The following is a 24,920-nucleotide window of genomic DNA, read 5'->3' on the forward strand; positions in this document are numbered from 1 at the left end:
CGCCGACCGGCAGCAGATCCGGGTAGAGAACCATGGCACGGATCGTGCGAGCAGTTCTCCGCAAGTGTCGGCCAAAGGCGGTCGGCGCGCGGCACTCGTGCCAGAGATTTCCGGACAACGGCGTCCCTCCTTTCCCGTCTGCCATGCGCAGGCGAAAAGGCGGACGCCGTTTTGTTTTTCTGCCCCTGTCACCACGAAGTTTCGATGGAGTCCGATCATGAAGAAAAAGAACGTGAATGAACCCGCAGCGGCGTCGCCGCTGGCCGCACCCACGCGCCGCGGCTTTCTGCGCAGCGGCGCGCAGGCCGCGGCGGGCACGGCGCTCTACGCCACCCTGGGCCATCATGGTGTCTGGGCGGCGGGGTCGGACGCTCCCGAGCAAAAGGAGGTGAAGATCGGCTTCATTCCGCTCACCGACTGCGCGAGCGTGGTGATGGCGTCGGTGCTGGGCCTCGATCAGAAATACGGCGTGAAGATCGTTCCCAGCAAGGAGGCCAGTTGGGCCAGCGTGCGCGACAAGCTGGTCAACGGTGATCTGGACATGGCGCATGTGCTGTACGGCCTGATCTATGGCGTGCAACTCGGAGTCGGCAGCGCGCAGAAGGACATGGCCGTGCTGATGAGCCTGAACCGCAACGGCCAGGCGATCACGCTGTCGAAAAAAATGGCAGACAAGGGCGCTGTGGACGCGGCGAGTCTCGCCAAATCGATGGCCGCGGAAAAGCGCGAATACGTGTTTGCGCAGACCTTTCCCACGGGCACGCACGCGATGTGGCTGTACTACTGGATGGCCAGCGCCGGTATCAACCCCTTCAAAGACGCCAAGATCATCACCGTGCCGCCGCCGCAGATGGTGGCCAACATGCGCGTGGGCAACATGGACGGCTATTGCGTGGGCGAGCCCTGGGGTCACCGCGCGATCATGGACTCCATCGGCATCACCGCCGCCACCACGCAGGACATCTGGCGCGACCATCCCGAAAAGGTGCTGGGTTGCAGCGCGGACTTCGTGGCGAAGAATCCCAACACCGCGCGCGCCGTGATCATGGCGGTGATGGAGGCGGGCCGCTGGATCGACGCGAGCATGCAGAACAAGCTCAAGATGGCGGAAACCATCGCCGCCAAGTCGTATGTGAACACCAGCGTCGATGCCATCAATCAGCGCATCCTCGGGCGCTACCAGAACGGGCTCGGCAAGACCTGGGACGATCCCCATCACATGAAGTTCTTTGCCGATGGCGACGCGAACTTTCCCTACCTGTCGGACGGCATGTGGTTTCTCACGCAGCACAAGCGCTGGGGCTGCTCAAGGCGCACCCCGACTATCTGGCCGTGGCCAAAAAAATCAACCGCATCGAGCTGTACACGCAGGCGGCATCGCAGCTCAAGGTGAGCGTTCCAGCGTCAGCCATGCGCAGCAGCAAGCTCATGGATGGCGTGGTCTGGGACGGCAGCGACCCCGCGCGTTATGCCGATGCCTTCAAGGTCCGGGCGTAACCGCTCGACCGGTCCGCCAGCCTCCATCCCTCATCCTCGATCCACCGGAGCATAGAACCATGGTCAGTGCCGTTTTTCACGATCCCACAGGTGCGGTGGCCGATGCGCCAGCGCTGCCCGCAGCGGTGCGTGCGCGCAAGCTGGAGTCCACGCAGATCGCAGCGCCGCGCGTTCCCCTGGGGCAGCGCCTCGGCGCGGGATTCAACCGCGCATTGCCTCCGGTGCTCGGGTTTGCGTTGCTGCTGGTGCTCTGGTCCATCGTGGCGCGAAGCGATGGCATCCCCGGCCCGCTGGCGACCTGGAAGCAGGCGCTCATCGTGTTCGGCGCTCCGTTCTACAGCAACGGGCCCAACGATCAGGGCGTCGGCTGGAACGTGCTGGCGTCGCTCGAGCGCGTGTGCATCGGCTTCGGTCTGGCAGCCCTCGTGGGCATCCCGCTCGGTTTCCTGATCGGGCGATTCGAGTTTCTCTCGCGCATGTTCAATCCGCTGATCAGCCTGCTACGCCCGGTGTCGCCGCTGGCCTGGCTGCCGATTGGCCTGCTGGTCTTCAAGGGCGCGAACCCGGCGGCGATCTGGACCATTTTCATCTGCTCGATCTGGCCGATGGTCATCAACACGGCGGTCGGCGTGCAGCGTGTGCCGCAGGACTACATGAACGTGGCGCGGGTCCTCCATCTCAGCGAGTGGAAGATCATCACCACCATTCTGTTCCCCTCGGTGCTGCCCTACATGCTGACCGGCGTGCGCCTTGCCGTCGGCACGGCGTGGCTGGTGATCGTCGCGGCCGAGATGCTCACGGGCGGCGCGGGCATCGGCTTCTGGGTCTGGGACGAGTGGAACAACCTCAACGTCAAGAACATCATCATCGCGATCTTCGTGATCGGTGTGGTCGGCCTGTTACTGGAGCTGGCCCTCGTGAAGCTGGCCTTTGCATTCACATTCGAGGAGGTGAGGACATGAGCGCGGTTCTGAACACTGAAGGCGTCACGGTTCCGACGCTTGCAAGGTACATCGACGTGCAACACGTGGAGCAGACCTTCAGGACGTCCAAGGGCGTGTTTCCGGCGCTCAAGGACATCAACCTGCGCGTCGTGCGCGGCGAGTTCGTGAGCCTAATCGGGCATTCGGGCTGTGGCAAGTCCACGCTGCTCAATCTGATCGCGGGGCTGACGACGCCGACCAACGGCGTGCTGATGTGCGCGGGCCGCGAGATCAAGGGACCGGGCCCGGAGCGCGCGGTGGTGTTTCAGAACCACTCGCTCCTGCCCTGGCTCACGTGCTGGGACAACGTGCACCTGGCCGTCGAGCGAGTCTTCGGGCGCAGCGTGAGCAAGGCCCAACTGGCCGAGCGCACCGATGCGGCGCTGGCGCTCGTCGGACTCACGCATGCGGCGCACAAGCGCCCCGGCGAGATTTCGGGCGGCATGAAGCAGCGCGTGGGAATCGCGCGTGCGTTGTCGATGGAGCCGCAGGTGCTGCTCATGGACGAGCCCTTCGGCGCACTCGATGCGCTCACGCGCGCCAGGCTCCAGGATGAGCTGCTGGAGATCGTCGCGCGCACCCAGCGCACCGTGGTGATGGTGACGCACGACGTCGATGAAGCGGTGCTGCTGTCCGACCGCATCGTGATGATGACCAACGGGCCTGGCGCAACCATTGGTGAGGTGCTTTCCGTACCGCTGGCGCGACCACGCAACCGGGTGGCGCTTGCGGACGATCCCGCATACCAGCGCTGCCGCAAGGCCGTCATCGACTTTCTGTACACGCGCCAGGGACATGTGGAGAAGCCGCACTGAAGTGGTGCCTCTATCTGGCACGAGGTTTGCGTGATGGAAGTGTGGCCAAAGTGGGTCACGGAGGCATCGGACAAGGTTGTCTGTTGCACGGGACAAAGACGTCTTGGCCGCCCATGAGCATTCGTGGGCGCTGCGGGACGTCTTTTTTGCTTTCAAATGCCCACGGAGCGTGAGATGAAAAAATCCAGACTGGTCATGATCGGCAACGGAATGGCGGGCGTGCGCACGCTCGAAGAACTGCTCGCCATTGCGCCCGATCTCCATGACATCACGGTGTTCGGTGCCGAGCCGCATCCCAACTACAACCGCATCCTGCTCTCGCCCGTGCTCGCCGGTGAGCAGACGCTCGAGGAAATCGTGCTCAACGACTGGTCCTGGTATCAGGACCACGGGATCACGCTGCACGCGGGCTGCACCGTCACCGACGTCGATCGCGCGCGACGCATCGTGCAGGCGGTCGACGCGAATGGCGCTGTGGTCAGCGCGCCGTATGACCGGCTCATCATGGCGACCGGCTCCAACCCGTTCATGCTGCCCATTCCGGGCAATGAGCTGAAGGGCGTGCTCGCATACCGCGACATCGCGGACACGCTCGCGATGATCGACGCGGCGGCGCGCTACAGGCACGCCGTGGTGATCGGCGGTGGCCTGCTCGGGCTCGAAGCGGCCAACGGGCTGATGAAGCGCGGCATGGAGTGCACCGTGGTGCATGTCGGCGACTGGCTCATGGAGCGGCAACTGGACGATACCGCCGGCGATCTGCTCAAGAAATCGCTGATCGAGCGCGGCATGAAATTCCTGTTGCAGGCGCATACGCAGGAGCTGCTCGGCGACGAGCACACGGGCCGCGTGCGTGCCGTGCGCTTCAAGGATGGCAGCGAGGTGCCCGCCGATCTGGTGGTGATGGCGGTCGGCATTCGCCCCAATACCGGGCTCGCGGAACGCATGCATCTGCATGTGAATCGCGGCATCGTGGTGAGCGACACCATGCAGACCGTGACCGACGCGCGCATCTACGCGGTGGGTGAATGCGCGGCGCATCGCGGTGTCGCGTATGGACTGGTCGCTCCGCTGTTCGAGCAGGGAAAGGTGCTTGCCAATCATCTCGCGGAGTTCGGCATCGGGCGCTATCAGGGCTCGCTCACCTCCACCAAGCTCAAGGTGACGGGCATCGACCTGTTCTCTGCGGGCAATTTCCGGGGCGGTGGCGCGACCGAGGAAATCATCATGAGCGACCCGGGCGGCGGCGTCTACAAGAAGCTGGTGCTCGAGGACGACCGGCTCGTAGGGCCTGCCTGTACGGCGATACCGTGGATGGCAGTTGGTACTTCAAGCTGCTGCGCGAAGGGCGCAGCGTGGCCGACATCCGCGATAGGCTGATGTTCGGCGAATCGAATCTCGGAGACGCCGGTCATCAGGGCCAGAACAAGGCCGCGGCCATGGCCGATGGCGACGAAGTCTGCGGCTGCAACGGCGTGAGCAAGGGCAGTATCTGCAAGGCGATCAAGGAGAAAGGGCTGTTCACGCTCGATGAGGTGAAGAAGCACACCAAGGCCAGCGCAAGCTGCGGATCGTGCACGGGGCTTGTGGAGCAGATCCTGATGTTCACCGCAGGGGCGACTATTCGCAGACCCCCAGGCTCAAGCCGTTGTGCGGCTGCACCATGCATGGGCATCAGGCGGTGCGCGATGCGATCCGTGAGCACCGGCTGCTGTGCGTGAACGACACCTTCCGCTTTCTCGAATGGAGCACGCCCGATGGCTGCGCGACCTGTCGTCCGGCCATCAACTACTACCTGATCAGCACCTGGCCCAAGCTCGCGCGCGACGATCCGCAAAGCCGCTTCATCAACGAGCGCAGCCACGCCAACATCCAGAAGGATGGCACCTACAGCGTGGTGCCGCGCATGTGGGGCGGCGAGACCACCGCCGACGAACTGCGCCGCATTGCCGACGTGGTGGACAAGTACGCCATCCCGACGGTCAAGGTCACGGGCGGGCAGCGCATCGACCTGCTGGGCGTGCGCAAGGAAGACCTGCAGGGCGTCTGGAACGACATAGGCATGCCCTGCGGCCATGCCTATGCGAAAGCCCTGCGCACGGTGAAGACCTGCGTGGGCAGCGAATGGTGCCGCATGGGCACGCAGGACAGCACGCAGCTTGGCAAGGATCTGGAACACGCCATGTGGCGCATGTACGCGCCGCACAAGGTGAAGTTTGCCGTCAGCGGCTGCCCGCGCAACTGCGCGGAATCGGGCATCAAGGACGTGGGCATCATCGGCGTCGATTCGGGCTGGGAGATGTACGTGGGCGGCAACGGCGGCATCAAGACCGAGGTCGCGCAGTTCTTCACCAAGCTGAAGACCGCCGAGGAGGTGATGGAGTACACGGGGGCCTTCATGCAACTCTACCGGCTCGAAGGCTGGTATCTGGAGCGCACGGTGCACTATCTCGCGCGCGTCGGGCTTGACTACGTGAAGCGCCGCATCCTCGACGACGAGGCGGGCCGCAAGGCGCTGTGGGCCGATCTCCAGGCGGCGCTCGAAGGCGAGCCCGATCCGTGGTTCGAGACCCGGCGCGCGGCGGTCGACACGCGCCAGTTCATCCCCATCCTAGCGGCGGCAACCGGCGCCGGGACCCACACCACGGAGATCACGGCATGAGCGCGATGAAACACAACGAGTGGGTCGCCGTCTGCGCGGTCGACAACATTCCGGTCCTCGGAGCAAGGCGTGTGGCGCGTGAGCGCGGGCTGGACGTGGCGATCTTCCGCAACTCGGAGAACCGGGTGTTTGCGCTGCTCGACCGCTGTCCGCACAAGGCGGGCCGCTATCGCAGGGCATTGTGTTCGGCGAAAGCGTGGCGTGCCCGCTGCACAACTGGACGATAGCGCTCGATACCGGAATGGCCGCCGCGCCGGACGAGGGAAGCACGCCGTGCTTTCAGGTTCGCGTGTTGGGCGGCATCGTGCATCTGAGCGCGACCGAGCTGGCGGAACATGCGCTGGGTCTCACGCGGCCGCACGCGGGACCTGCCTGCGGCGGCGCCGCGCACGAAGGCAAGGCGCTGCGCGGCGTACCGATTGCGCTTCAACGCGTTTAGGCGCACTCACCACGGCGGGCCGCCATGCAAGAAACCAGATCCACCTGCCCCTATTGCGGCGTTGGTTGCGGAGTCATCATCGAGTCGGTGGGCGATGACATCACAGGCGTGCGCGGCGATCCCGAGCATCCCGCGAACTTCGGCAGGCTATGCACCAAGGGCAGCACACTGCATCTCACGGCCACGCCAACCCTGGCCGCGCAGTCCCGCTTGCTCACGCCGCAATCACGGGCGCAGCGCGATGCGGAGCCCGCACCGATCCACTGGGATTCGGCGATGGCGCTCGCGGCTTCGCGCTTCGGGGACGTCATTGAGCGGCACGGGCGAGACGCCGTGGGTTTCTACCTCAGCGGGCAGTTGCTGACCGAGGACTACTACGTCTTCAACAAGCTCGTCAAAGGACTGATCGGCACCAACAACATCGACACCAACTCGCGCTTGTGCATGAGCAGCGCGGTGGCCGGCTACAAGGCAACGCTGGGAGCCGATGCGCCGCCCACGTGCTATGACGATTTTCAGCATGCGGGGTGCATCTTCATCGCGGGCAGCAACGCGGCGTGGGCGCATCCGGTCGCATTTCGCCGCATCGAGGAGGCGCGCGCTGCCAATCCACGCATGAAGATCATCGTCGTCGATCCGCGCCGCACCGAAACCGCGGCGCTGGCCGATCTGCATTTGCCGCTGCAACCGGGCACGGACGTGATGCTGTTCCACGGGCTGTTGCACATCATGCTGTGGGAAGGATGGGTGGATGCCGCATACATCGATCGCCATACCCGTGGATTCGGCGAACTCAGGGCGCTGGTGCGCGAAGCAACGCCGGAGCGCGTCGCCGCCATCTGCGGCCTGAGCCGGGACGGTCTGCAACGCGCGGCACGCTGGTTTGGGCTCGGCGGCGGGGACGAGCGCGATGTCGGCGCGCGCTCTGCCACGCTGAGCCTCTACTGCCAGGGGCTGAACCAGAGCAGCAGCGGCACGGCCAAGAATGCGGCGCTGATCAACCTGCATCTGGCCACCGGGCAGATCGGTCGCGCGGGCGCAGGGCCGTTTTCGCTGACCGGGCAACCCAACGCCATGGGGGGCGCGAGGTCGGTGGCCTGTCCAATCTGCTGAGCGCGCACCGGGACATGGGCAACCCTGTGCATCGCGCCGAGGTCGCGGCATTGTGGGGCGTGGAGCGTGTGCCGGACAAACCCGGCAAGGCCGCCGTGGAGATGTTCGAGGCCGCTGCCGATGGCGAGATCAAGGCGCTCTGGATCGCGTGCACCAACCCTGCGCAGAGCATGCCCCGGCAGTCGCTCGTGCGTGCGGCGCTGCGCCGAGCGGAATTCGTCGTCGTGCAGGAAGCCTTTGCGCGCACCGCGACTGCGGCGTTTGCCGATCTCCTGCTGCCCGCCACGACCTGGGGCGAGAAACTCGGAACCGTCACCAACAGCGAACGCCGCATCTCGCGCGTGCGCGCCGCCGTTGCGCCCAGAGGCCTGGCGCGGCATGACTGGCAGATCGGCGTGCAGTTTGCGCGGGCGCTGGAGCAACGGCTCGGCGCGGGACAGCCAAGCCTCTTTCCCTACGACACGACCGATGGCCGGGCCGGTGCCGAGGCCATCTGGAACGAACATCGTGAAAGCACGCGCGGTCGCGATCTGGACATCACCGGCCTCAGCTGGTCCGTGCTTGACGAGCGCGGCCCGCAGCAGTGGCCGTATCCAGAGGGCGCGAGCAGCGGCAGGGCGCGCCTCTATGAGGACGGTATCTTCCCGACCGCCGATGGCCGCGCGCGTTTTGCCGCGCAGTCATTCCAGCCACTCGCGGAAGCGCCCGACGCGCGCCATCCGTTCAGCCTGAACACCGGCCGCCTGCGCGATCAGTGGCACGGCATGAGTCGCACGGGGCTGTCGGGCCGGTTGTTCGCGCACGAGCCCGAACCGCAATTGCAGATGCATCCGCAAGACATGCAGCGGCTGCTTTTGCAGGGCGGCGATCTGGTGCATTTGACCAGCAGGCGTGGTGCCATCGTGGTGCCCGTGAGGGCCGATGAACAACTGGCGCGCGATCAGCTTTTTCTCGCAATGCATTGGGGCGGCGAGTCCTTGGGCGGGCGCAGCGCAAAGGGTCAGGCGCTGGCCGGTGTGAACGCGCTCACCAGCGCCGCGCGCTGTCCACAATCACTCCAGCCTGAACTCAAGCACGCGGCGGTGAAGGTGCTCAAGGCACAGATGCCGTGGCGCTGTCTCGGCATGGCCTGGCTACCCGCAGAGGGTGCGTTGCAGACGCGCGATGCGCTGGCCGCATTGATGAGCGAATTCGATTTTGCGAGCTGTGTGCTGTTCAGCAACCCGGTGTCGCTGGCCGATGCGGCCACGGCGCGCACCGGCGTGCAGTTCCGCGCGGCGGCGTATGAGGCACCCGCCGCTGCGGCCTTGCAGCGCGTGACGCAATTGCTCGGGCTCGACGATCCTCGGGCATTGCGCTATGTGGACACGCGACGCCAATGCAGCCGCACGCTGCGGCTGGTTCAGCGCGCGGATCACAGCGTGCTCGACGCCTTTGCGCTGTATGGCGACGCAAGCGCGGGCCCGTGGCTCGGCGAGCTGCTCAAGGGCGAGCTGTCCACGCAGCCCTTCGGACGCATGCTGCTGGCCTCGGGCGCCAAGGCGCCGGGCGCAGGGCGCGCCGCTTCGCCGCAGGTGTGCGCCTGCATGAACGTGAATGCGGACGCCATCACCCAGCACCTGAAGGCGCATCGAGTGCAATCGGAAGACGAGCGCCTGCAAGGACTCAGGACCGCGTTGGGTTGCGGAACCGGTTGCGGTTCATGCATTCCGGCCCTCCGGCAGATGGTCCGCGAGGTCGAATCTCAGCCGCTTCGTGCGGCGGCGTGAGCAGTACGCAAGCAAGCCCATCAACCATCGGGAGATCCGTCATGAATGCATCGCTGCAATCCTCCATGAAATCGTGTGGTCGTTGCTACCTGGTGGGCGCGGGGCCGGGCGATCCGGAGTTGCTCACGATAAAGGCCTGCAACGCACTTCGAAGCGCGACCGTGGTGCTGGTCGATGACCTGGTCTCGCCGGAAATCGTGGCGCTCGCGCCGAGCAATGCGCGCGTCATCCACGTGGGCAAACGCGGCGGGCGCCTGAGCACGCCGCAGGGGTTCATCGAGCGCCTCATGCTGCTCGCGCTGCGCGAGGGCGAGACCGTGGTGCGCTTGAAAGGCGGAGACCCCTTCATCTTCGGCCGTGGTGGCGAAGAAGCGGAGCATCTGCGCGCTGCGGGGGTTCATGTGGAGGTGATCAACGGCATCACCTCGGGACTCGCCGCGCCTGCGTCGCTCGGCATTGCGCTCACGCATCGCGACCACGCGCAGGGAGTGATGCTGATCACCGGCCATGCGCGCAAGGATCGTGCGGCTGTGAACTGGAGCGAAATCGGGCGCGCCGCTGCCCGGTGCCGCACCACGCTGGTGATCTACATGGGCGTGTCTTCGTGTGGCGAGATCGAGGCCGGGCTGCTCGATGGCGGGCTCGACGCGCAGACGCCCGTTGCGCTGATCAGCCATGCGAGTCTCCCGGCGCAGCACTATGTGATCACGCAGTTGTCACGGCTTGGCGCGGCATTGAACGAAGCGGGCCTCGCCAGCCCGTGCATCTTCGTCGTGGGCGATGTGGTGCGCACACGCGACCCTGCGGCGCTGCCGATTGGCGAGGAAGCCGCCGCATTCCTGCGGCAGCATCAACAGACCATCAGTTTGACAGCGTAGCGACCAGCGAGATTTCGGGCACGCTCGCGAGCGCCTTGGACAACGGGCAATTGGCCTTGGCCGCAGCGGCGATGGACTGGAATTTGGCGTCGTCGATGCCGGGCACCTTGGCATTCAGCGTCAGCGCAATGCGGTCGATCTTGAACGCATCGCCGTCTTTCGCAAGGCGCACCTTGGCCGTGGTGTCCACGGTCTCGGTCTTGATGCCCTCAGCATCACACGCGAACGAAAACGCCATGGCAAAACAGGCGGCGTGCGCCGCGCCCAGGATTTCCTCGGGATTCGTCGCCTTGCGGTCGTCGCCGAAGCGGCTGGCAAAACCGTACGGCGCCTTGTTCAGCGCGCCGGTCTCGGTCGAGATTTCTCCCTTGCCTTCCTTGCCCGCGCCTTGCCAATGTACCGAAGCACTTTTTTCTGCTGCCATGTGAACTCCTTCATTTTTACGAAGCCGCCAAGTTAACCCGTGCGCGGCATGACGCAAAGCGAATGGGGCCAAAAACGGGCGATCTCCTACAACAGCGCGATGGCCGTGAAAACGTCGCGTGTAGGACGGCACCTTACCAAACGTTAATGAAAGCGTTATGCACTGGCTTGGATCGGCTCCGTAGCATCGCCGCATGGCCCGAGAGCGAGACGACGTAACCGTAACGCGCGCATGGGCCGCCCAAGGACGAGGTTCATGATGAGTGGTCAACGGATGAGACGAAATGTTCGAGTGACGGCCAAGGCCGCCATGCTCGCGGCGGTATTGGTGGCAACGACGGGATGGTTGGCGGGGTGCGATTCCTCGAAGGCGTCCACGACGGAGTCGGCGCAGCAGGTGCCCGAGAAGAAGCCCGCGCCTGAATCGAAGGACAAGGACGTGGTGCGCCTCCAGCCCGCGTCGGTGAAGATGCTCGACATCGAGACGGTTGCCCAGGCCAATGGCGCGCGCCTTGCGTGGGCGCCCGCGCAGGTCGCCTTCGTCGAGGACAAGACCGCGGCGGTTTCGGTGCCGGTGGCGGCCCGCGTGGTGTCCGTCAATGCGCACGTCGGCGATGTGGTGAAGGCGGGCGACGTGCTTGCCACGCTCGTGAGCCCCGATGCACTGCGCACGCGCCATGAACTCGCAGCGGCCCGAAGCGCGCGCGACGTCGCCGCCGTGGAGGCGCAGCGCCATCAGACCATGGTGGACAAGGGCGTTGGCATCGACGTGGATCTGCGCGCCGCGCAAGCGAAGCTGCGCGAATCGAGTCAGGAACTCTCGCGTGCAGCGGGCACCGTGGCGCTGCTCGGCTCGGGCGACAGCGACCGCATCGTCCTGCGCGCACCGCGTGCCGGTGTGATCGCCGAGCGCAAGGCGCAGGTGGGCGCGTCGATGGACGCGGGCTCCGCGCTGTTCACCATCGGTGACCAGAGCGCGATGAACGTGATTGCACAGGTGTTCGAAAGCGATCTGCAGGGCATCAGGATCGGCAGCCCGGTGCAGGTCGAGGTGCAGCAGTTGGCCAAGCCGCTGGCGGGCAAGGTGCGCTATCTCGGCGCGACGCTCGACAAGGATTCGCGCCGTGCTTCGGTCGTGGTCGATCTGGACGAGCAGAACTCCGCGCTGCGCGCCGGCATGCAGGTGCGCGTCGGCGTGCAGATGTCGTCGACACGCGATCTGATGATTCCCGTGACTGCCGTGCTGATCAAGGATGAAAGCCGCAGCGTGGTGTTCGTGCAGCGCTCGGCCACCGAGTTCGAAGCGCGCACGGTGCAACTCGGCCGACCCGCGCACGGCATGGTGCCGGTGATCGGCGGCCTCCAGCCGGGCGAGAAGATCGTGGTGCGCGGCGGCCTGCTGCTCGACGGCGCGGCCAACCAGTTGCTGTGAACGCAGACTTTCAGGAGCGATAACGGATGCTGCGTTCTTTCATTTCCTTTGTCGTGCACCGCCGCCTGCTGGCGCTGTGTGCCACGGCGCTGATAGCGATCTACGGCGTGTGGTCGTATCTGCATACCGCCATCGAAGCCTACCCCGACGTGACCAACGTGCAGGTCGGCGTGATTGCGCAGGCTCCGGGCCTTGCGCCCGAAGAGGTCGAGCGCCAGATCACGCAGCCGCTGGAGCGCGAGCTCAACGGCACGCCGGGGCTCGTGTCGCTGCGCTCGGAGAGCTACTTCGGGCTGTCGATGATCAACCTCGTCTTCAACGACGACGCGGTGAGCTTCAACGCGCGCGCCGAGGTTTCGCAGCGCCTGCCGCAGGCCGATTTGCCACCGGGCGTGACGCCCGAGATGGCACCCGACTACACGCCGCTTGGCAAGATCTTCTACTACCGCCTGACCAGCGACCGTCACACGCTGTCGCAGTTGCGCACCGAGCAGGAGCGGCATGTGGTGCGCGTGCTCAAGCAGGTGCAGGGCGTGGCCGATGTGGTGAGCATTGGCGGCTTCGTGAAGGAGTTCCACGTCGAGGTCGATCCCGACAAGCTCTACGCATTGGGCATTTCGCTCGATGACGTGAGCGAGGCGCTTGCCAAGTCCAACCGCAACGTCGGTGGTGGCCTGATGCGCCGTGGCGAGCAATCGCTGATCGTGCGCGGCATCGGCCTGCTGCACTCGCCGCAGGAAATCAACGAGGTGGTCGTTGCGATGCGCGGCGGCGCGCCCGTCACCATCGGCGACGTGGCGCGCGTGGTGCAGTCGCACACGCCGCGCCAGGGCTCGGTGGGGCAGGACGAGCACGATGACATCGTGCAGGGCATCGTGCTGCTCAAGCGCGGCGAGAACCCGTCCGTGGTGCTTGACAACATCCACGCCAAGGTGGACGCGCTCAACCAAAAGGGCCTGCCCGAGGGCATGCACATGACCACCAACTACGATCGTTCCGATCTGGTCGGTCACACGCTGGCGACCGTGCAGCACAACCTGCTGTTCGGCGCCACGCTGATCATCGCCGTGCTCTGGCTGTTCCTGCGCAGCATTCGCGGTTCGCTGATCGTGGCGACGGTGATTCCGCTGTCGCTGCTGGTGGCCTTCATCGGCCTGCATCTGCTCGGCATGCCCGCGAACCTGATTTCGATGGGCGCGATCGACTTCGGCATCATGGTCGATGGTGCGGTGGTGCTGGCGGAAAACATCATCCGCAACGCCCGCATGCGAAAGCCGCAGACGGCCAACGACATGCGGCACATCATCATCGACTCGGCCGTGGCCGTTGCCAAGCCGACACTGTTCGCGATGGCCATCGTGATCGCCGCGCTGATCCCGGTGTTCTCGCTGCAGAGTATCGAGGGCCGTATCTTCCGGCCGCTCGCACTGACCTACAGCTTTGCGCTGCTCGGTGCGCTGGTGTTCGCCATGGGGCTCGTGCCCGCGCTGTGCGCGCTGTTTCTCAAGCCCAAGCACGTGATGGTCGATGAGCCCAAGATTTTCGACCGCGCCCACCACGGCTACCAGCACTGGATCGGCAAGGTGCTGACCGCCGGACGCAGCCGGGCCACGGTGGTGATTGCAGCGGTTGCGATCCTGGTGGTGGCAGGCCTGTCGGCGAAGTTCCTTGGCACCGAGTTCCTGCCCGAACTCGATGAGGGCGACGCCTACGTGCTGGTGCAGATGCCCGCCTCGGTCTCGCTCGAAAAAGGCCAGGAAGTGCTGCGCGACGTGCGCCTGCGTCTCAAGGCTTTTCCCGAAGTGATTTCGGTGACGACGGAACAGGGACGCCCCGAATCCGGTACCGACAACGAGACCCTGAACCTGGCGAAGACTCTGGTGCGACTGAAGCCGCACGGCGAGTGGCGCAAGGGGCTGACCAAGCCCGACCTGATCGAGCAGATGCGTGCCACGCTCGGCGAGGTTCCCGGCGTGGCGTTCAACTTCGCGCAGCCGATCCGCGACAGCGTCGAAGAGTCCACGTCGGGCGCGCGCGGCCAGGTGGTGCTCAAGCTCTACGGGACCGACATTCCCACGCTGCGCGCACTGCTCAAACAGACCGTGAGTCTGGTCAAGGACATCGAAGGCGTGGTCGATCTCGATCTGTACCGCGATGCGCCCGCGCCGCAGTTGCATGTGGAGTTCGACCGCGCCGCGCTCGCGCGCCAGGGCATTGCGATGGAGACCGCGCAGAAGACGCTCGAAGTCGCGCTCGCGGGCAATATCTCGACCACCTTGTGGGAAGGCGAATATCCCGTGCCGGTGCGCGTGCGTCTGCCATACGTGGACCGCATGGACGAAGAACGCATCCGCAACATTGCGATTCCGCTGCCCGACGGTGGATCGGTGCCGCTGCATTCGGTGGGCACGGTGGGCATCAAGATCGGCAACTCGTCGATCTTCCGCGAAAGCAATGCACGCTACATGGCGCTCAAGTTCAACGTCGAGGGCCGCGACATCGGCTCGGTGGTGCGCGACACGCTCGCCACGTTCAGCCAGAACGTCAAGCTGCCCGAAGGCTACGAGGCCGTGTGGGGCGGCGAGTGGGAAAACCAGCAACGCGCTGCGGCGCGCCTGAAGGTCGTGGTTCCCCTGTCGCTGCTGATCGTGTTCGCGCTGCTGTTCAGCGCGCTCGGACATGCGCGCAGCGCGGGCGTGATCCTGTTGTGCGCGCCATTCACGATGGTGGGCGGCATCGTCGCGCTGCATCTGGCGCACATCGAGCTGTCGATCAGCGCGGCCATCGGGTTCATCGCGTTGCTCGGGCAGGTGGCGCTTGCCGGTCTGCTGGTGGTGTCGGCGGTGGAGGAGCTGCGCCGCCAGGGCATGCCGATGATGCAGGCGCTGGTGGAAGGGACGGCGGAGCGCATGCGCTCTATCGTGCTCGTGGCGCTGCTCGCGCTGCTCGGGCTGTTGCCGATGGCGCTCTCGACCGGCGTGGGCAGCGAAACGCAGCGCCCGTTTGCCTCGGTGATCGTCGGTGGCATGGTGATCCTGCCGATTGTTGCCCTCGTGCTGCTGCCGGTGCTGTATGCGCTGATGGGCCCAAGAACATGTTGACTCAGGAAGAAATCGATGAAAGCGCGCAAGATGACTAAGTTGGCCAGCGCCCTACTGCTGCTGGCTTGCGGGCTGCCATTGCCGGTGCTGTCTCTCGCGGCCGATGGCGGCGTGCCGGTGGCCTCTGCCGCGCCCGTTGCAGCAGGCCAGGCGGCGACGCCTCAACAGCCGGTGACGTTCGAGGAATACCTGCGGCTGGTGGCGCGCAATCAGCCATCCCTCGCGGCGGATCGCCTCGAAACGGGATTGGCGCGTGCCGACACCCGCAAGGCATCGGCGTTTCCCAATCCCACGGCCAGCGCCTACGGCAAGCCGGGTGAGCACGGCGTCGGCATCGAGCAGCCGATTCCCATTTTCGGCCAGCGCGGTGCGCGCATCGAAAATGCGAAGAAGGGCGAGATCACTGCCGCCGCCCACGTGGACGTTGCCGTGAACAACGCGCTCAACGAGGCGGCCCAGGCATTCAACGAGTTGCTGGTGGCCCAGAAGCGTGTGGAGGTCTGGCAGGACGCGCAGCAATCGCTCGACAAGGCTGCCTACATCGTGCGCGGCCAGATCGACGCCGGTGCGCGCAGCAGATACGACGGCTCGCGCCTGACGCTGCAATTGGCGCAAATGGGCATGCAGTTGGCGAAGGCAAAAGCCGCGCTGCGGGCGGCTTCGACCCGGGCCGCGCAGTTGGCCGCCATCCCCACGTGGAACGCGCGCGCCGAAGGCAGCGTGCAGACGCTGGAGCAGACGCTACCGAGCTTTGATACGCTGTGGAACCAGGCGAGCACGCGCCTGCCCGGATTGCGCTCGGCGCAGGCCGAGCTGGATCAGGCGCGCCACAAGATCGAGCTTGAAAAGCGCAATGCGCTGCCCACGCCCAGCATCGGCGTCACACGCGTGAAGAGCCGCCCCGACGGAAATTACACGCAATGGGGCGTGTCGATGGAGATACCGCTGTTCGACCGCAACCAGGGCGCCATTGATCGCGCAAAGATGGAAGCCGAGCAGGCCGAACTGCGCTTGCAGGCCGCGAACCAGACCGCGCAGTCGGACCTGTATGGCGCCTTGCAGCAGCTTGAACTCAAGCGCGACACGGTGCACGCTTACGAGAAACAGGGCCTTGCGCAGATCGACCCGCTCAAGCAAATGGCCAACGATGCGTATCGACTCGGCCAGGGCGGCATTCTGGAGCTGATCGACGCGCTTACGTCGATTACCGAGCACCGCCTTGAGTATCTGGAACTGGTCAAGGACTATCTCGACGCCGAATGGCAAGTGCGCCTCGCAACCGGCAACGTACCGCTTTCGGACTACTGATCGGCAAAAAATCAACAGGGCCATTCGACGGCCCTTGTTGTTGGAGCCAGGCGCTGCGCATTTATAGTGACGGTACCCGTTTGCCCTGATCCGCTCATGTACCGTTACCTCATCATCGAAGACGACGCGCTCAACGCGGGCTACATCGCGGACGGGCTGCGCCAGCAGGGTGCGCAGGTCAGCGTGTGTTCCGACGGCGTGCAGGGGATTGCGCTGGCCGTTGGCGAGCAATGGGACGTGATCATTTTGGATCGCATGCTGCCCGACGAATTCGACGGCCTGCAGATTTTGCAGACGCTGCGCTCGCTCGGCAAGATGACGCCGGTTCTGGTGCTCAGCGCCTTGTCGGCCACCGACGAGCGCGTGCGCGGCCTCAAGGCCGGGTGCGACGACTACCTGACCAAGCCATTTGCGTTTTCGGAACTGTCCGCGCGCCTCGAGGCGCTGGTGCGGCGCGCGCAGGTGCCTGCGCCGATACGCGAAATGAAGCTCGCCGACCTGCGGATCAACCTCATGACGCGCAGCGCCGACCGCGCCGGCGTGCCGCTCGCGCTGCAACCGCGCGAATTCCGCTTGCTCGCGTTTCTCATGCAGCACGCGCACCAGATCGTCACGCGCACCATGCTGCTCGAATCGGTATGGGACTACCGCTTCGACCCGCAGACCAATGTGATCGACGTGCACATCAGCCGCCTGCGCGCCAAGGTGGACAAGGGCTTCGAGCCCGCGCTGATCCACACCGTGCGCGGCGTGGGCTACAGCCTCACCGACAAGCCGCAGCAGTTGCCCCCAGGCTCCTGAAAGGCCGGTTGCCCGCATGTCTGCCCGCACCAAACCCTGGAGTTCCACTGCGTTTCGCCTGGCGCTGAACTATGGCGGTCTGCTGGTGCTCACCATGTGCATCGTGCTTGCCGTGTTCTATGTGCAGACCGTGGGCGTGCTGCGCGCGCGCGCGGACAGGCAGGCGGAAACCCATCTCAGGCGCCTTGTGGAGCATGCCCAGCAATTCGGGCAGGACGCGCTGGAAAACGAGGTTCGCCAGTTCCTGCAGGATGGGGTGAACACGGACACCGAGATCGTGATCCTGATGGACGAGCGCGGCGTGCCCATCATCGGCAACGCCTCGGCGGTGCCGATTCGTCGCCTCGGAACCATGGGAACCCGCGACCTCAAGGTGCGCCGTGCAGATCACATCGTGCTGGCCCGCGTAGCGGTTGCCGAGCTGCCGAGCGGGCAATTTCTCGCCGTGGGCACCGACATGCAGCAGCAGCGCGACATCGAGGAACTGATCGGCCGCGCAAGCCTGCTGGCCGCGGTGATCGCCTTCGTCATGGCGGTGATCGGCGCGCTGATGTTTCGCCGCGTGGTGGATGATCGCGCGGCGGACATTCGCACCTCCATGGCACGCGTGGCCGCCGGAGACCTGCGCGAGCGCATTCCGGTCACGCGGCGCAACGACGAATTCACGCTGCTCAACCGCGACATCAACGCCATGCTCGACCGGCTCGAACAGCTCATGGAAGGCATCCGCCATGTTTCCAACACCATCGCGCACAACCTGCGCACGCCACTTACGCGCATCACCCTGCAACTGCGCAATGCCCGGCAACTCACGCCAGACGCGCAATCGGCAACGCTGGCGCGGGTGTCGGGCGAGGTGGAGGAACTGGGCATCGTGTTCGACAAGCTGCTGCAGATCGCCGAAGTCGAAAGCGGCACCAGCCGCGCCGATTTCGAACGCGTCGACGTGCAGGCCCTGTTGCTCGACGTGGCCGAGTTCTATGAACCCGTCGTGCAGGAAGGCGGCGGCGAACTGCAACTGCGCGTGCAGGGACACCCACAGGCATTGGGCGACGGCAACCTGATCGCCAGCGCCGTGGCGAATCTGCTCGACAACGCGATCAAATACGGCGGCTCGCTCGAATCGGAGGCTGAGCAGCTGCCGGTGCAGGTGGTGCTGAGCGCAGCCAGCGCGCAGTTCGATGGCGACAGCGGCGCCCTCGGCACCGAAATCCTCGTGCAGGACAACGGCCCCGGCGTGGATCCCGCCTCCATCGAAAAAATGACCACGCGTTTCTTTCGCGCCCGCAAGGATCGCAGCGGCTATGGGCTGGGCCTGGCAAGCGTGCACGCCATCGTGCAACTGCATGGGGGACGACTCGACTTCAGCAATCTTCCGCGCGGCCTGCAGGCACGCATCTGGCTGCCGCAGATGCCGCCGTCGATGGAGAACACCGCGTTGCCGGACGACTGAATCGAATCACTACCGGTAGCGCAGATTCAAAACTTGCGACCGTAAGCGCAGAAACCGGGCTTGGGCCCTTCCCAGGATGCAGCCGACACGTCTGCGGCCGCGTCTCATACACCGTGCAGCGACGCGATTGCTCGTCCAAAAATTGGCAGTCGCCACTCGCCCGCCGCCCCATCGTGAAAATCACGTTCTTGTGGTTGAAATGATCGATCAGCCGCATCTTCAACAGCCGCCTGGCGATCAGCTTCGCATCGACATGCTCCGCCTCGAACGCATCCACGATCCCAAGCCGCACCAGATCCGCCAGCCCCACCTCCAGCGGCATCGTGCAGCAATTGGCAGCGCAGGTATCGCACATGCCGGCACGGTAGCGCGTCCAACTGTCGAGGCGGTTGACGTCTACGATGCTGATGGGGGATTTCATGGTGGGGTGCTGGCGCTGGTGTGAGCGGGGCGGATAGGCGAATGGAGATCGGGAGTGTACTTCTGCGCATGATTGGAAGCCGTCGTTCGAGGCGCCGCTCGTACCCAAAACCAAGGTAGATACCGCCGCGTTGGCGTCGACGCCTTTACGGCATCTTTGCAATGACACGGTCAAGAAAGCTTGGAGGAACGGTGACGTATTGATTGTCACCAGGCCCCAAAGAAATCCAACGCACTTTTTCTCTGGGCAATCCCATGCTTCCACGCTTAACATGGGTGCGGAAACAAAAGATTTTTTAACCAAATCGCCCTTCGAATCCAGAATTTTTACTTCGAACAAGAAGTCGGTGAATTGAGTGGGTTGACGTATCGTATATATTTCTGCCGTGTACAAATCATCATCTGAGTGAATTGTTTTCGTTAGCTTTCCGTTCGAGCTCTCATATATGAGAAATGCATACCAAACGATTAAGGCGGCAGTAGTCAGGGCAAAGATTGGTATGAGAAATTTCTTATTCATAGCTTAACTTTCAATATTTTGTCCTCTTGTTGAATGTTGGTTGGTTCGTGCTCTGTATTCCATGAAGATTCGTTTGGAATTGGTGCGCAAAATGGTTGCGCGTCTGACGAAGGCAAGCGGAAGATACTTGAAGGATATACTCCTCGCTTCTATGAAGACATGGAAGAAACGCTTCTGGCCGACTGACCAGTGCGCCAAGACCTCCCATGACCCTCAGCGACAGACTCAAGAGTTGGGCAAAGCGGATCAAGCGCGATGGCGTGACACTCTGGTTCGCAGGAAAGCATCCCCAAACGCCGTGGTTTGCCAAATCCCTGGCGCTCTTTGTCGTGGCTTATGCGCTCAGTCCCATCGATTTGATACCCGACTTCATCCCGATTCTGGGTCTTGTGGACGACATCCTTTTGCTTCCGGCGCTCATCTGGCTGACGGTCAAGCTCTTGCCAACGTCGGTACTCGCGGACTGTCGTTATCAGGCTGATGCGTGGCTGGCCGCCAAAGGTTCCAAGCCGAGTAGCACCTTGGGAGCCGTCATGATCATCGTGCTTTGGGCAGCGATTGGGATGGCTGCATGGTTCTGGCTGGCTCCCCTGGCGCGTGCATGAAGGAGTGATCCGCTCGCAGCGGCAATTAGCGGTGCGAACCCCTGAGATGAAGGACCCGGAGGTCAGGCAGTGCATACAGGGCTGAGATCGCAGCCATTGAGCTTGGTATGCGATACCCATTTGGGCAGGCCCCAATTGACTTCACGGCACCTCGCTGCCGCCCAACGATTGCAACAACATCGCCGTGCCGGACAGCCGCCTGGCCTGCGACTGGGTGCGTGCCAGTGCGGTCTCGAGTGTTCGGCGTTGGCTGTCGAGCATGCTGAACTGGCTGATGCCGCCCGCCGCGAAATTGTTGCTGGCGATGGAAAGGCTGGTTTGCGCCGCGTTGGCCGCGTCGGCGGTTTGCGCGAGTTCTGCGGCGCTGTTGACGATGGCGGCGAGCGCGTCGGCCACCTGTTGCAGGGCCTCAAGCACGGTCTGCTGGTAGTTGGCGAGCGCCGCTTCCTGCGCGGCCTGTGCGGCGCGTTGGCGGGCGCGTAGTTCACCGCCGTGAAACAGCGGCTGCGTGATGCCGAGGCCGACGTTCCAGATGTTCAGGCCCTTGATGATGTCGGCAATGCGTGTGCGCTGCGAGCCCAATGCGCCGGACAGCGTGAATTGCGGATAGAGATTGGCGGTGGCCACGCCCACATTGGCGCTGGCCTGATGCAGCAGCTCCTGGGCCGCGCGGATGTCGGGGCGTTCGCGGGCCAGGGTGGAGGGCAGCGTCACCGGCACGGTGGTGGCCAGTGTCAGCGAATCCAGCGGGATGTCCGGTAGATCGGCGGCGCTTGCGGGCGCTCGTCCCAACAAGGTGGCGAGCCTGTGTTCGGTCTGCGCGAGTTGCGTGCGCAATGCGGGAATCGCGGCGCGTGTCTGCGCGAGCAAGGTGCGCTGGCCCTGCACGTCCAGTCGCGAGAGGCCGCCCGCTTCGAGCCGTTTTTGTGCGATGGCGAGTTGTTGGCTCTGTGCGTGCGCCAATTGCTCGGACAAGTCGATCTGCGCCCGCAGCGATGCACGATCGATCACCGCTGCAACCACGGCACCGGCCAGTGTGAGGCGTGCGGCGTCAAGTTCAAACCGTTGATGGTCCACTTGCGCGCGCAGTCCTTCAAGCGTGCGCCGATGGGCTCCGAAGAAGTCAAAATCATAGGATACGCTGACCGTGGCGTTGGCCAAGGTGAACGGTCCCGGTGACGGAATTTGCGTGATCCCGAAGGCACCCACGTTCACACGCTGGCGCGTTGCATTGAGCGACGCGTCAACCTGCGGCAACGACGTGGCGCCCGCAGTGGCAGCGTAGTTCTGCTGCGCCTGCGCGAGCGTGGCGCGTGCGCTTGCAATCGTGGGGCTGGCTGCAAGCGCGGTCGCCACCAATTGGTCGAGTGCGTCGTTGTGGAACTGCTTCCACCACTGCGGCGGCGCGTGCTCGGCAGTCGCAAACGTTTGCGCGTGTCCTGCCTGGCCCGTGGTGGATGCGGTGGTCACGGGAAGGCTTTGGCGCGCGTAGCCGGGCGTGTCCGATGTGACGGGCTCGCGGAAATCGGGGCCGCTGCTGCACGCCAAGAGCAGCAGCAGGGGCAGCAGGAGGGCCGGAAGCAATGTCTTGGCTGGCATTTTTTCTCACCTCCCTCAATCGAGCGTGCGCCGGTAAAACCGCAGCGCAACGAACAGCACTACCACCGTGAATACGCCGAGCGGCCATACCGACGGCCACAGTTCGGTCCAGCCATTTCCCTTGAGCAGGATGCCGCGGATCAAGCGGTTGAAATAGGTCAGCGGCAACACGTTGCCAATCGCCTGCGCCCATGGGGGCATGCCCGCGAATGGAAACATGAAACCCGAGAGCAGGATGTTGGGCAGAAAATAAAAGAACGTGAGCTGCATGGCCTGCAACTGGTTCTTGGCGAGTGACGACAGCGTGATGCCCACCGTCAGCGTGGCGGCGATGAACAGCAGCGAGGCCAGATAAGTGGCGAGCAGACTGCCTTCGAGCGGCACGTGGAATACGAGTCGCGCGGCCAGCAGGATGATGGACACCTGAACCAGGCCGATGATCACGTAGGGAAGAATTTTCCCGGTCATCACCTCGATGGGCAGCACGGGCGTGGCGAGCAGGTTTTCCATCGTGCCGCGCTCGCGTTCGCGCGTGACGGCCAGGCCCGTCATCATCACCATCGTCATCGTCAGGATCACGCCCATGAGTCCGGGCACGACGTTGTACTGGCTGATGCCCTCGGGGTTGTAGAGCCGGTGCACCTCGATGTCGAAGGGCGCGGGCTGGGCGTTGAGGTGCGCCAGCGGACCGGTGAGATCTCGCCGGGCGACCTGGGGCGCAAGCGCACTCAGCGCGGCCAGGGCGTTGCCGGTGGCGGTGGGATCGGTGGCGTCGGCCTCCACCAGCAGGGCCGGGCGCTCGCCGCGCAGCAGTTTGCGCGTGAAATCGGACGGTACGTTGAGCACGAACTGCACGCCGCCCTGGGCGAGCGCCTTTCTTGCCGAGGCCTCGTCGCCGAAGGTCTCGACCACGTCGAAATATTCCGAGTTCTTCATCGCCGCCAGCACGCTGCGCACCACCGGTCCCGAGTCGTTCATGATGACGGCCGTGGGCAAGTGCTTGGGGTCGCTGTTGATCGCGAAGCCGAACAGTGCCAACTGCACGAGCGGCATGCCGATGATCATTGCAAAAGTGATGCGGTCGCGGCGCAGTTGCAGAAACTCCTTGAGCACGACGGCCCACCAGCGCGACCACGAAAAGCGGGGGCGGGACGTCATGGCCTGGCTCCGAAGTTGTCGCTCGACTGACTCATCATGTAGATGAATACGTCTTCCAGGCCGGTGTCTACCGGCCCTGCCTGCAGAGACTTGCCCGCATCCACCTGCGCCAGCGCCGCTTCGATGGCGTGGGGATGGCGCGCGCTCACGTGCAGCGTGGAGCCAAAGACCACGGTCTGCGCAATGCCCTCGCACTGGCGCAGTTGTTCGGAAATTTCCGTGAGATGAGCGCCGCGTACCTCCCAGGTGGTCAGGCCCTGCCCAGCGATGATTTCCTGCGCCGTGCCGTGGGCCATGAGCTTGCCATAGGCGATGTAGGCGAGCTTGTGGCAGCGCTCGGCCTCGTCCATGTAGTGCGTGCTGACCAGCACCGAAATGCCTTCGGCTGCAAGGCGGTGCAGCTCGTCCCAGAAGTCGCGCCGCGCCACCGGATCGACCCCGGCCGTGGGCTCATCGAGCAGCAGCAGGCGCGGCTTGTGGAGCATGCACGCGGCGAGCGCGAGGCGCTGCTTCCAGCCGCCTGAGAGCGAGGCCGTGAGCTGGCCGGCGCGGCTTTGCAGTTGCAGCGATTCGAGCGCCTGATCGACCGCGTTGCGGCGGTCCGGCATCTCGAAGATGCGCGCAATGAAATCGAGGTTTTCGCGGATCGTCAGGTCTTCCCAGAAGGAGAAGCGCTGCGTCATGTAGCCCACGTTCCGCTTGATCAGCGCGGCCTCGCGCAGGATGTCATAGCCCAGGCAGGTCCCGCTTCCGGAATCGGGCGTGAGCAGGCCGCACATCATGCGGATCATGGTCGTCTTGCCGCTGCCGTTGGGGCCGAGAAAGCCGAAGATCTCGCCACGCGCGACCTGCAGGCTCACGTCGTTCACGACGTGCTTGTCGCCAAAGCTCTTGTTGAGATTTCGCACGTCGATGGCGTAGCCGCCCGCATCGGCAACCGCATCGGCGTTCATGGTTTCGTCACCTCAACGGGCTGGCCAGGGTGCAGTCTGGCAAGGTCGGCGTCGTCGGGGCGCGCCTCCACCATGAAGACCAGCCTCGAGCGGCTTTCGTTGCTGTAGATGACGGGCGGTGTGTATTCCGCCGTGTTCGAGAGATAGCTGACTCTGGCAGCCATGCCGGAGTCGCAACCGTCACAGCGGACCTTGAGTGTCTGCCCGGGCGCGAACGATGCGAGCGCCGATTGCGGTACGAAAAAACGCAGCTTCACGTTTTGCGGAGGCAGCAGTTGCACCACGGGATTGCCTGCGGCTACCCATTCGCCCGGGCGATACAGCGTATCGGTGACGAGCCCGTTGGCGGGTGCACTCACCTGCGTTTGCGAGAGATTCCACGTCGCCAGCCTGAGCGCAGCGGCTGCCGATTCCACCTGAGCCTTCTGCGATGCGACCTGCTCGTTGCGTGTGGGCATCTGCGCCACGGCCACCTGGTGGCGCAACTCGCTTTCGCGCGCGGCCGTGGCGGCGGCGTTTTCACGCGAATCGTCACGCTGGCCCTGGAAATGCCGCCGCCGCGATACTGGGCTTCGTCGCGCTCGAGTTGCAACGCCGCCTTGCGTGCGTCCGCAGCCGCCTGCGCGAGTTGCGCCTTGATCACCGCAATTTCCGGCAGCCGCTTGCCGGTCTGCATGTCGGCGAGCAAGGCACGCGCCGCATTGAGCTGCTGCTGCGCCTGCGCGAGTGCGGCGGTCTCGCGTTCGGCCTGCACCGCGAACAGCGGCGCGTTCGCCTGCACGGTCTGGCCGCGCTGCACACTCAATTGCTCGAGCCGCCCGGCCTGCGACGCGGCCAGCGACACATATTCGCCCTCCACATAGCCTTGGTAGGTATCGACGGGCGGCTTGTCGCAGGCCGCCACCAATGCGGCGAGCAAGGGGCTCAGGCGGATCAGCAGGGCAACGGGAGAGCGGCGTTCCATCGTGTGTGGCTCCGAATCAATGATCAA

General features: G+C 64.6%; 12 protein-coding genes and 7 pseudogenes. 13 read left to right on the forward strand and 6 right to left on the reverse strand.

Annotated elements, in window-relative coordinates:
* Nucleotides 1–217 precede the first annotated feature (217 nt).
* The 7 genes and pseudogenes from H9K75_RS13340 (at nt 218) to cobA (ending at nt 10,156) form a co-directional block, all read left to right on the forward strand.
* A pseudogene (locus H9K75_RS13340) lies at nt 218–1,497 on the forward strand (ABC transporter substrate-binding protein).
* Between the two features lie 59 nt (nt 1,498–1,556).
* Nucleotides 1,557–2,459 (forward strand): nitrate ABC transporter permease, encoded by a 903-nt coding sequence (gene ntrB / locus H9K75_RS13345; RefSeq protein ID WP_187723046.1) that lies wholly within the window; start codon nt 1,557–1,559, stop codon nt 2,457–2,459.
* Nucleotides 2,456–3,295, forward strand: coding sequence for an ABC transporter ATP-binding protein (locus H9K75_RS13350; protein WP_187723047.1), 840 nt, complete (start codon nt 2,456–2,458; stop codon nt 3,293–3,295). The genes ntrB and H9K75_RS13350 overlap by 4 nt, the downstream gene beginning before the upstream one ends.
* 174 nt (nt 3,296–3,469) lie before the next feature.
* A pseudogene (gene nirB / locus H9K75_RS13355) lies at nt 3,470–5,957 on the forward strand (nitrite reductase large subunit NirB).
* A 5-nt stretch (nt 5,958–5,962) separates the two neighbouring features.
* A pseudogene (nirD, locus tag H9K75_RS13360) lies at nt 5,963–6,396 on the forward strand (nitrite reductase small subunit NirD).
* 24 nt (nt 6,397–6,420) lie between these two features.
* Nucleotides 6,421–9,278 (forward strand): annotated as a pseudogene (locus H9K75_RS13365) (nitrate reductase).
* A gap of 41 nt (nt 9,279–9,319) precedes the next feature.
* Entirely contained in the window at nt 9,320–10,156 is an 837-nt protein-coding gene (gene cobA, locus H9K75_RS13370) for a uroporphyrinogen-III C-methyltransferase (protein WP_187723048.1), read from the forward strand.
* Here the strand turns inward: cobA and H9K75_RS13375 are convergent.
* A complete protein-coding gene (locus H9K75_RS13375) occupies nt 10,140–10,580 on the reverse strand; it encodes an OsmC family peroxiredoxin (protein WP_187723049.1) in 441 nt (146 codons plus the stop codon). The genes cobA and H9K75_RS13375 overlap by 17 nt on opposite strands.
* Before the next feature lie 273 nt (nt 10,581–10,853).
* On the opposite strand from H9K75_RS13375, the gene H9K75_RS13380 reads away from it, so the two are divergent.
* The 5 genes and pseudogenes from H9K75_RS13380 to H9K75_RS13400 all read left to right on the forward strand — a co-directional run bounded on the left by H9K75_RS13380 (nt 10,854) and on the right by H9K75_RS13400 (nt 18,674).
* The gene (locus H9K75_RS13380) at nt 10,854–12,011 is read left to right on the forward strand and encodes an efflux RND transporter periplasmic adaptor subunit (RefSeq protein WP_187723050.1); all 1,158 of its coding nucleotides are present in this window, start codon (nt 10,854–10,856) and stop codon (nt 12,009–12,011) included.
* Nucleotides 12,012–12,037: 26 nt separating this feature from the next.
* Nucleotides 12,038–15,150 (forward strand): annotated as a pseudogene (locus H9K75_RS13385) (efflux RND transporter permease subunit).
* Nucleotides 15,143–16,420: a TolC family protein gene (locus H9K75_RS13390; protein WP_226858181.1), complete on the forward strand. Its 1,278-nt coding sequence runs from the start codon at nt 15,143–15,145 to the stop codon at nt 16,418–16,420. The pseudogene H9K75_RS13385 and the gene H9K75_RS13390 overlap by 8 nt, the downstream one beginning before the upstream one ends.
* Nucleotides 16,421–16,516: 96 nt before the next feature.
* Entirely contained in the window at nt 16,517–17,221 is a 705-nt protein-coding gene (locus H9K75_RS13395; RefSeq protein ID WP_187723052.1) for a response regulator transcription factor, read from the forward strand.
* 16 nt (nt 17,222–17,237) lie between these two features.
* Nucleotides 17,238–18,674: a HAMP domain-containing sensor histidine kinase gene (locus tag H9K75_RS13400; RefSeq protein ID WP_187723053.1), complete on the forward strand. Its 1,437-nt coding sequence runs from the start codon at nt 17,238–17,240 to the stop codon at nt 18,672–18,674.
* Nucleotides 18,675–18,700: 26 nt separating this feature from the next.
* Here H9K75_RS13400 and H9K75_RS13405 read toward each other — a convergent pair.
* Nucleotides 18,701–19,095: pseudogene (locus tag H9K75_RS13405) on the reverse strand (YkgJ family cysteine cluster protein).
* Nucleotides 19,096–19,820: 725 nt separating this feature from the next.
* Between H9K75_RS13405 and H9K75_RS13410 the strand changes: the two are divergent.
* Nucleotides 19,821–20,219, forward strand: coding sequence for a YkvA family protein (locus H9K75_RS13410; protein ID WP_187723054.1), 399 nt, complete (start codon nt 19,821–19,823; stop codon nt 20,217–20,219).
* 141 nt (nt 20,220–20,360) lie between these two features.
* Here the strand turns inward: H9K75_RS13410 and H9K75_RS13415 are convergent, their stop codons facing one another.
* The 4 genes and pseudogenes from H9K75_RS13415 to H9K75_RS13430 form a co-directional block, all read right to left on the reverse strand.
* A complete protein-coding gene (locus H9K75_RS13415) occupies nt 20,361–21,818 on the reverse strand; it encodes an efflux transporter outer membrane subunit (protein WP_187723055.1) in 1,458 nt (485 codons plus the stop codon).
* Between the two features lie 15 nt (nt 21,819–21,833).
* Entirely contained in the window at nt 21,834–22,976 is a 1,143-nt protein-coding gene (locus tag H9K75_RS13420; RefSeq protein WP_187723056.1) for an ABC transporter permease, read from the reverse strand.
* Nucleotides 22,973–23,929 (reverse strand): ABC transporter ATP-binding protein, encoded by a 957-nt coding sequence (locus H9K75_RS13425; protein ID WP_187723057.1) that lies wholly within the window; start codon nt 23,927–23,929, stop codon nt 22,973–22,975. Before H9K75_RS13425 ends, H9K75_RS13420 begins: the two co-directional genes overlap by 4 nt.
* Nucleotides 23,926–24,893, reverse strand: a pseudogene (locus H9K75_RS13430) (HlyD family secretion protein). Before H9K75_RS13430 ends, H9K75_RS13425 begins: the two are co-directional and overlap by 4 nt.
* Between the last annotated feature and the right edge of the window lie 27 nt (nt 24,894–24,920).

The sequence above is a fragment of the Diaphorobacter aerolatus genome, from assembly GCF_014489535.1.
Lineage (GTDB): Bacteria > Pseudomonadota > Gammaproteobacteria > Burkholderiales > Burkholderiaceae_C > Diaphorobacter_A > Diaphorobacter_A aerolatus.